Origin of the sequence: Rubrivivax sp. JA1026, from assembly GCF_011065555.1 — a bacterium.
In the GTDB taxonomy this organism is placed as follows: domain Bacteria; phylum Pseudomonadota; class Gammaproteobacteria; order Burkholderiales; family Burkholderiaceae_C; genus Rubrivivax; species Rubrivivax benzoatilyticus.
The window spans coordinates 1-3,194 of the sequence record NZ_JAALCQ010000017.1 but is presented as its reverse complement, the minus strand read 5'-3'; the positions used below and the strand labels follow the sequence as shown (position 1 = coordinate 3,194).

The window sequence follows — 3,194 nt, the reverse complement described above, 5'->3', positions numbered from 1 at the left end:
GACCATCAGCGCGTCGCTGGTGAAGAGCTGCGCGCCGGCGACGACGACCAGCATCAGCCCCATCGAGAACGCCGCGCCCATCAGCAGGCGCATCACGCCCCAGGGCAGAACGTGGTCGGCGCCGGCGATGGCGACGGTGGCGAACATCGCGCCCAGCGCGACGAAGGCACCGCCGAGCACGGCCAGGCCGAACTGCTGGGCGGCCGAGGCCTTGGCCTTCTTGACGCCCATCTCCTCGGCGGCGCAGGCCACCGCGTCGGGCGCCAGCGGGTCCAGCAGCGGCCGGGCCGGCGCGGCGTAGGCGGCCAGCGGGTCGTCGGCGCTCAGCAGATGGCGGGGGTGGGTGCGGTCGAGCACGATCCGGCCTCCTGGCGTGTGGCGATCGCGGCGCCGCGCCCGTCGCCGGCGAGCCGGGACAGGGTGTGCATCGCGATCATCGTTTCCTCGTTCGTCGGCAGGACGAACACCGGCAGCACCGACTCGTCGGCCGAGATCTCCAGCGCACGCCGGCCGTTGGCGTCGTCGTCGATCGCCAGGCCCAGCCAGCCCAGGCGCGAGCAGACGTCGGCACGCACGGCGGGCGAGTTCTCGCCGATGCCGGCGGTGAACACCAGCGCGTCGATGCCGCCCATCGAGCCGGCCATCGCGGCCACCTCCTTGGCGACGCGGAAGCAGAACAGCTCGACGGCGCGGCGCGCCGCCGGCTCGGCGGACTCCTGCAGCACGCGCATGTCGCTGGACAGCCCGGAGACGCCCAGCAGCCCCGAGCGCCGGTACAGCAGGTCCTCCAGCGAGTCGGCGCCCATGCCCTTCTCGCGCATCAGGTACAGCAGCACGCCGGGGTCCAGCGAGCCGCAGCGTGTGCCCATCGGCAGGCCGTCCAGCGCGGTGAAGCCCATCGTCGTGTCGACGCCGCGGCCGGCGTGCACCGCCGCCAGGCTGGACCCGTTGCCCAGGTGGCAGATGACGATGCGCTGGTTGGCGAGTTCCGGACGCAGCGCCGCCAGCCGCTGCGACACGTACTCGTAGGACAGGCCGTGGAAGCCGTAGCGCTGCACACCCTCGTAGGCCGGCTCGCGCGGCAGCGCGTAGGTGCTCGCCACCCAGGGCAGCTCGGCATGGAAGGCGGTGTCGAAACACGCGACCTGCGGCAGCTCCGGGTGGCTGGCGGCCAGCGCGCGCATCGGCGCGAGGTTGTGCGGCTGGTGCAGCGGCGCCAGCGGCACCAGGGCCTCCAGCTCGGCCAGCACCTCCGGCGTCACGCGCACCGGGCGGCTGAACGTGCGCCCGCCGTGCACGACGCGGTGGCCGGCGGCGACGATGCGGTCCTCGGGCAGCGCCTGCGGCAGCCAGTCCAGCAGGAAGGCCAGCAGCGCCTCGCGCCGCCGCGAGTCCTCGGCGTTCCAGCGCTGCCGGGCGATGACGCGGCGGTTGGCGTCGCGGGCCTCGAAGACGGCCTCGGTGCCGATGCCGGCGATCTGGCCGCTGAGCACCTGCTGCAGGTCGTCGTGGGCCTCGACGCGGCGCAGCACCGAGAACTTCAGGCTCGACGAGCCCGCGTTGAGCACGAGGCAGGATTCGTGTCGGTTCATCGCGGCCTCACTCGGCAGCGGCGCGCTGGGCCTGGGCCAGCAGCGCGGCGATGGCGCAGGACGCCAGGCGCGACCGCTGGTTGTCGGCGCGGCTGGTCAGGATCACCGGCACCTTGGCGCCGAGCACGATGCCGGCGGCGTCGGCGTTGGCCAGGAAGGACAACTGCTTGGCCAGCATGTTGCCGGCCACCAGGTCGGGCACCAGCAGGATGTCGGCCTTGCCGGCCACCGGCGAGACGATGCCCTTGGTGCGCGCGGCCTCGGCCGAGATCGCGTTGTCGAAGGCCAGCGGGCCGTCGAGCACGCCGCCGGTGATCTGGCCGCGGTCGGCCATCTTGCACAGCACCGCGGCCTCGATCGTCGACGGGATCTTCGGGTTGACGTTCTCGACCGCCGACAGGATCGCGACGTGGGGCTGGCGGATGCCCAGCGCCTGCGCGAGGTGGATCGCGTTCTGGACGATGTGCACCTTGTCGTCCAGCGTCGGCGAGATGTTGATCGCCGCGTCGGTGATGAACAGCGTGCGCTCGTAGGTCGGCACGTGCATCACGAAGACGTGGCTGATGCGCGCGGCGGTGCGCAGCGCGTTCTCCTTGCGCACCACGGCGGCCATCAGCTCGTCGGTGTGCAGCGAGCCCTTCATCAGCGCGCCGACCTCGCCGTCGCGCGCCAGCCGCGCGGCGGCCTCGGCGGCGTCCTTCGGGCACTCGACGTCGACGATGCGGCAGGCCGAGATGTCCAGCCCGTGTTCGGCGGCCAGGGCCTGCATCTGCCGCGCCGGGCCGACCAGCACCGGGGCGATCAGCCCGGCCTGGGCGGCGTCGACCGCGGCGCGCAGCGACGGCTCGTTGCAGGGATAGGCCACCGCGGTGGGCACCGGCGCCAGACGCTCGCACTGCTTGAGCAGCGCGTCGTGCTGGTGGTGGCCGATCAGCTGCACCTCGGGCAGCTCGACCGGCGCGGCCTGCACCTTGCTGCGCGGGGCGACGACCTCGGCGACGCCGCTGGCCACCAGAATGCCGTCCTGGTTGACGCAGCCGCAGTCGAGCACGACGACACGTTCGGCCTCGCGCTTCTCGAGCACCGTCACCGTCGCGGTGATGCGGTCGCCGACGCTGATCGGGTGCAGGAAGTGCAGGTCCTGGCTCAGGTAGACCGTGCCCGGGCCCGGCAGGCGCGAGCCGATCAGGCCCGAGACCAGCGCCCCGGTCCACATGCCGTGCGCGATGACCTTGCCGTGGCCGTTGCCGGCCGCGAAACGCGGGTCCAGGTGCACCGGATTGCGGTTCTCGGAGACGGTGGCGAACAGCCGCACGTCGTCCATCGTCAGGGCCCGCGTGCGGGTCGCCGACTGGCCGACGAGGATCTCCTCGAGCGGCAGGTTCGCGCTGACGCCGTCGTCGGCGTCGATCACCGGCGGCCGCGGCGTCGCGGCGGCGGCGTGGGGGCGGGCGCCGTCGTGCAGCGCGGCGGTGGGGCGGATTCTGGTCAGCATGGCAGTCTCTGTGCGGATTCGCGGGCAACAGCAGGCCCGACCGGGGTCGAACCCGGTGTCGTGGTGGATCGGTGGTTGCAGGTGCGGCGGGCCGCTCAGGTGACCTG

At 73.1% G+C, this 3,194-nt stretch carries 3 protein-coding genes; all 3 read right to left on the bottom strand.

Annotated elements, in window-relative coordinates; genetic code table 11:
- On the bottom strand, positions 1-357 hold a 357-nt coding region (locus G5B56_RS19700; protein ID WP_164964339.1), incomplete at its 3' end, for a formate/nitrite transporter family protein.
- The gene (locus tag G5B56_RS19695; RefSeq protein WP_164964338.1) at positions 324-1,592 is read right to left on the bottom strand and encodes an acetate/propionate family kinase; all 1,269 of its coding nucleotides are present in this window, start codon (positions 1,590-1,592) and stop codon (positions 324-326) included. The genes G5B56_RS19700 and G5B56_RS19695, both read right to left, overlap by 34 nt.
- 7 nt (positions 1,593-1,599) lie before the next feature.
- Positions 1,600-3,087, bottom strand: a complete 1,488-nt coding sequence (locus G5B56_RS19690; protein WP_206023559.1) for a bifunctional enoyl-CoA hydratase/phosphate acetyltransferase — start codon at positions 3,085-3,087, stop codon at positions 1,600-1,602.
- Between the last annotated feature and the right edge of the window lie 107 nt (positions 3,088-3,194).